General features: G+C 57.0%; 3 protein-coding genes. 2 read left to right on the top strand and 1 reads right to left on the bottom strand.

The window, feature by feature from the left end; translation table 11 throughout:
• Positions 1-501: TetR family transcriptional regulator (locus tag AC221Y_RS21035; protein WP_486708309.1), on the bottom strand; the 501-nt coding region annotated here is incomplete at its 3' end.
• Positions 502-599: 98 nt separating this feature from the next.
• On the opposite strand from AC221Y_RS21035, the gene AC221Y_RS21030 reads away from it, so the two are divergent.
• Positions 600-3,059, top strand: a complete 2,460-nt coding sequence (locus AC221Y_RS21030; protein WP_486708308.1) for a GcvT family protein — start codon at positions 600-602, stop codon at positions 3,057-3,059.
• 446 nt (positions 3,060-3,505) lie between these two features.
• A partial coding sequence (locus tag AC221Y_RS21025) for a hypothetical protein (RefSeq protein WP_486708307.1) occupies positions 3,506-4,225 on the top strand: 720 nt, incomplete at its 3' end.

The raw sequence follows: 4,225 nt of genomic DNA, 5'->3' as shown, positions 1-4,225 counted from the left end.
CAGGGCAACGTCTTCGGCCGATACGCCGTCGTAGCCGCCCTCGGCGATGATCCGGTCGCAGAGGGAGGATGCGATTTTTTGACGCTCCATGTCGATGTCACCGGTAGTTCCCCGGTAAGATTTTCGGAGACTGGAGTCGCCGAAGAACGCGAACCAAACAGCGAGCTTCTTGCGATTGCAGACACCGGGATGGAATTGCGCCTCGACAATCGAACGCAGCTTGTCCGCTGCTGACACGTCGACACCATCCACTTTCCTCATCCAATGTTGGCGATGTTCCTCCGCCAGATGCGCAAGCGTGGCGGCCAGCAACGCGTCCTTCGACTTGAAGTGAAAGTTGACGAGGCCCAACGACAGGCCCGCTTCCTTCGTAACCGAGTTGAGCGTCGTTCCCGATATGCCCGCCCGAGCGATACAGTCGATGGTGGCGCCAATCAACTGTTGTCGCCGCACCTCTGGCGGTGCGGTGCGGGGGCGTTTCTGATCCTCGATCTGAGTCATTATTGTTTTCCATTGAATGATCATTCAATCATTGTATTGAAAAAAGAGACCTGTCAACGTCCGCGCGATCACCAACGATTCGCCCAAGGAGCCGCAGAATGACCGTTCAGTTGCCGCAGCATGCAGAAACCGTAATCATTGGAGGCGGGTCGATCGGCTGCAACACCGCCTATCACCTGACAAAGCTCGGAATGCGCGATGTCGTGGTCCTTGAGCGCAACAAACTGACGTCCGGCACGACGTGGCATGCGGCGGGCCTTATAGTGGCTGGTCTGCTCAAATCCGAAGCCGAATGCGAAATCTACACTCATGGCCGAGACCTTTACGCCAACCTCGAAAAGGAAACCGGCGTGCCGACTGGGTTTCGGGATGTAGGGTATCTTCAGATCGCGTCGAACGAGGAACGGGTTCATGAAATGCGGCGCGTCGCGCCATTCATGCGGCGGCATGGCATCAACATACACGAGATCTCTCCGGAGGAGACCGCAGAGCTTTTCCCGATTGGAGATTTGAGCGATGTCCTCGCCGGCTTCTACATTCCCGAAGACGGCCGGGCGAACCCGGTCGACGTCACTATGTCGCTGGCCAAGGGGGCGCGCATGGGCGGTGCCAGGATATTTGAAGACACGACAGTCTGTGAGATTATTGTCAAAAACGGCACAGCCACTGGCGTCCGAACAGCTGACGGGCAGACGATTACATGCGAAAATGTTGCGATATGCGGCGGAATGTGGTCGCGGCAACTGGGCGCCAAGGCGGGCATAAACCTGCCGTTGCAAGCGGCGGAGCATTACTACCTGATCACTGAAAAGATAGATGGTCTCAGCCGTGATCTTCCCGTGCTCGAAGATCCCAAGACCTACACCTACTATCGGGAAGAGGTTGGCGGCTTGATGCTGGGGCTATTCGAGCCGGGCGCAGCGCCCTGGAAGCTCGAAGGCATTCCCGAGGATTTCTCCTTCGGCGAGATCGAGCCTGACTGGGATCGCGTAGGCCCGTATCTGGAACTGGCGTTCTCGCGCGTGCCGTCGGCAATGAATGCCGGCGTCCGGAAGCTGTTCTGCGGACCGGAAAGTTTCACACCCGACCTCGCACCCCTTGTCGGCTCGACACCGGAACTTCGAAATTGCTATGTCGCCTGCGGGATGAATTCCCTTGGCATTTTGAACGGTGCGGGAACCGGTAACGTACTGGCCCACTGGATCGTGGACGGGGTGCCGCCGATTGACGTGACTGGCATAAACGTAAATCGCTTCACAAAAAACGAGGCGACCCGCTCGTTCCGCCGCGACCGGGGCCCTGAACTGCTCGGCAAGATGTTTGGCCAGCATTTTCACAACGAAAGCTTCAAGACCGCACGCAACCTCAAGCAGTCCGCGCTGTACGACCGGCTGAAAGCGGCCGGCGCATATTTTACTGAAAGCCACGGCTGGGAGTTGCCGGACTGGTTTGCGCCCTCACCGGAGGCTGCAAAGATTGATAGCTACAGCTGGTTCCGGCAGAATTGGTTTGACTGGCACGCGGAAGAACACCGCGCGGCGCGCGAGAACGTCATCCTGATGGACATGTCTTCCATGTCGAAGTTTTCGGTCGAGGGTCGGGATGCTTTGGCGCTTTTGAACCGGATCAGCTGCAATCAAGTGGATGTGTCGCCGGGCCGCGTTGTGTACACCGCTTGGACGAACGAAAAGGGAGGGTTCGAGGCGGACCTCACCGTTACACGGCTGACCGAGAGTAAGTTTCTCGTAGTGGTCGGCGAGAACAGCCACGGACATACCGAGATGTGGATGCGCCGACACATAGAACAGGGTGAATCCGTGGTGATCACCGACATTACGCCGGGGGTCACACAAATCAATATCCATGGACCGCGGGCGCGCGATCTGATGCAGATGGTCAGCTTTGCCGATCTCAGCCATGACGCCTTTCCGTTCATGACTGCGCAGGAAATCGATGTTGGCTATTTCAATTTGCTTGCGCTTCGCGTGACCTACGTGGGCGAACTCGGTTGGGAGCTTCACGTACCTGCGCCACACGCCGTGCAGGTGTATGATCTGCTGATGGAGGCCGGCAAGGCGTTCGGCATCCGTAACGCTGGCATGCAGACGCTAAGTTCGCTTCGGCTTGAAAAGGCCTATCGCGATTTCGGCGTCGACGTCGACAATACTGACAACCCGATCGAAGCGGGCCTTGGTTTTGCGGTCAAACTCGACAAGCCCGACGGATTTATCGGCCGCGATGCGCTGACTGCAATCAAAGCGAAGGGCGTGCCAAGGAATCGAATGCTCCAGTTTCTGCTGAACGATCCGGAGCCGTTGCTCTACGGCAACGAGTTGATCTATCTGAATGGCAAAGAGGTTGGCCACCTTCAGGTCGGAGCCTACGGCCACAGTTTGGGAGGTGCCGTTGGAATCGGCTTTGCGGAGTGGATAGAACCGCTAACCGGCGAGATTGTATCGAAGGGCAGGTGGCACATCGATGTGGCGGGTCAACTGGTTCCCGCCACGGTGTCTTTGAAGCCTCTTTTTGACCCTGAAATGAAGAGGATTAGGCGCTGAAGACCTTTCATAAGAAATTTGGTTGAACGCGGAGGGTGGGCAAGTAGCGTCGCGGGATGGCCAAACACGGCCCATTCCGCCACTTCAACACAAGCCCCGAGATCATTCGCCTAACAGTAATGTTGTTCATTCGCTTCCTGCTAAACTCGCCATTGTTGGGCTAGATTTGAATGTCCGCTATGCGGACAAAGCTGCCGTTCGTGTCTGTTGGCATTTAGGAACCATAGCCGCCATTCGATCGGGAACGACATCTCTTCAGCAGGTCCAATTTCAAGCGCAACCGCGCCGCCGTTCTGGCCGAGTGGTGTTAATTTGGTGCGGCATAGAAGGTAGCAGGGATTGGCAAACGGAGACTGGTTCGCATTTGTCTGACAACACCCGCATTAGCCGGGGCTCCGCAGATTGGTGCTTGTGCTCACAACCCAAGCGTGCGAACCACTATAGACATGAGTGATCGGCAGTTTCCAGAAGGCATCGCTTCGTCGACCATGCGTCGCCTGTCGAGAGCTATAGCACAATCCGTTGGGGGGGTGCTTACAGCGATTGCGACTGTCATGTACACGATTTCCTTCGCCGCAGTTGCCTACGGAGGAGATCTCGCGGTCTTTCTGAACCGCGGGATCGGACTTATGCTTATAGGAACCGCGATCTCTGCGGCAATAGTCGGGGCTACTGCTTCTGTCCGCGGTATGATCTCACATCCGGAAGAGACCCCGCTTCTGCTGGTGGTTTCGGCGTCGCCGTCGCTAATGGCCGCGGCGACGGCCGCAGGCGCTGGACCGGGAACCGAGGAGTATTTCGCAACCTTTTTCGTTTTTCTCATGGGCAGCACCGCCCTGACCGGTTTGTTTATGATCCTTGTTGGCCGGCTGCGCCTCAGCTTCGTAATGCGCTATCTGCCGTATCCGATCATCGGTGGGGTGATCGTCTCCATCGGTTACCTGCTGATTATCGGCTCCGTATCGCTGATTTTAGAGCGGACAGTGAATATCTACTCGTTGCCCGCGATATTCGCCGGCGGAGGATTTGCTGCCGTTGCGCCTTGGACCATCGGCGCTCTGGCATTGTTCGTCGCCGCACGGTGGCTCCCGGCGACCGCGATCCTTCCCGTCGGCATTTTCGCAGCTTTTGCCGCTTTTCACATTTTCCTGCAAATTGCAGGATTG

This window comes from Boseongicola sp. (assembly GCF_057460485.1).
The sequence above is the reverse complement of the archived record's forward strand: the minus strand, read 5'-3'. Positions and strand labels throughout refer to the sequence as shown.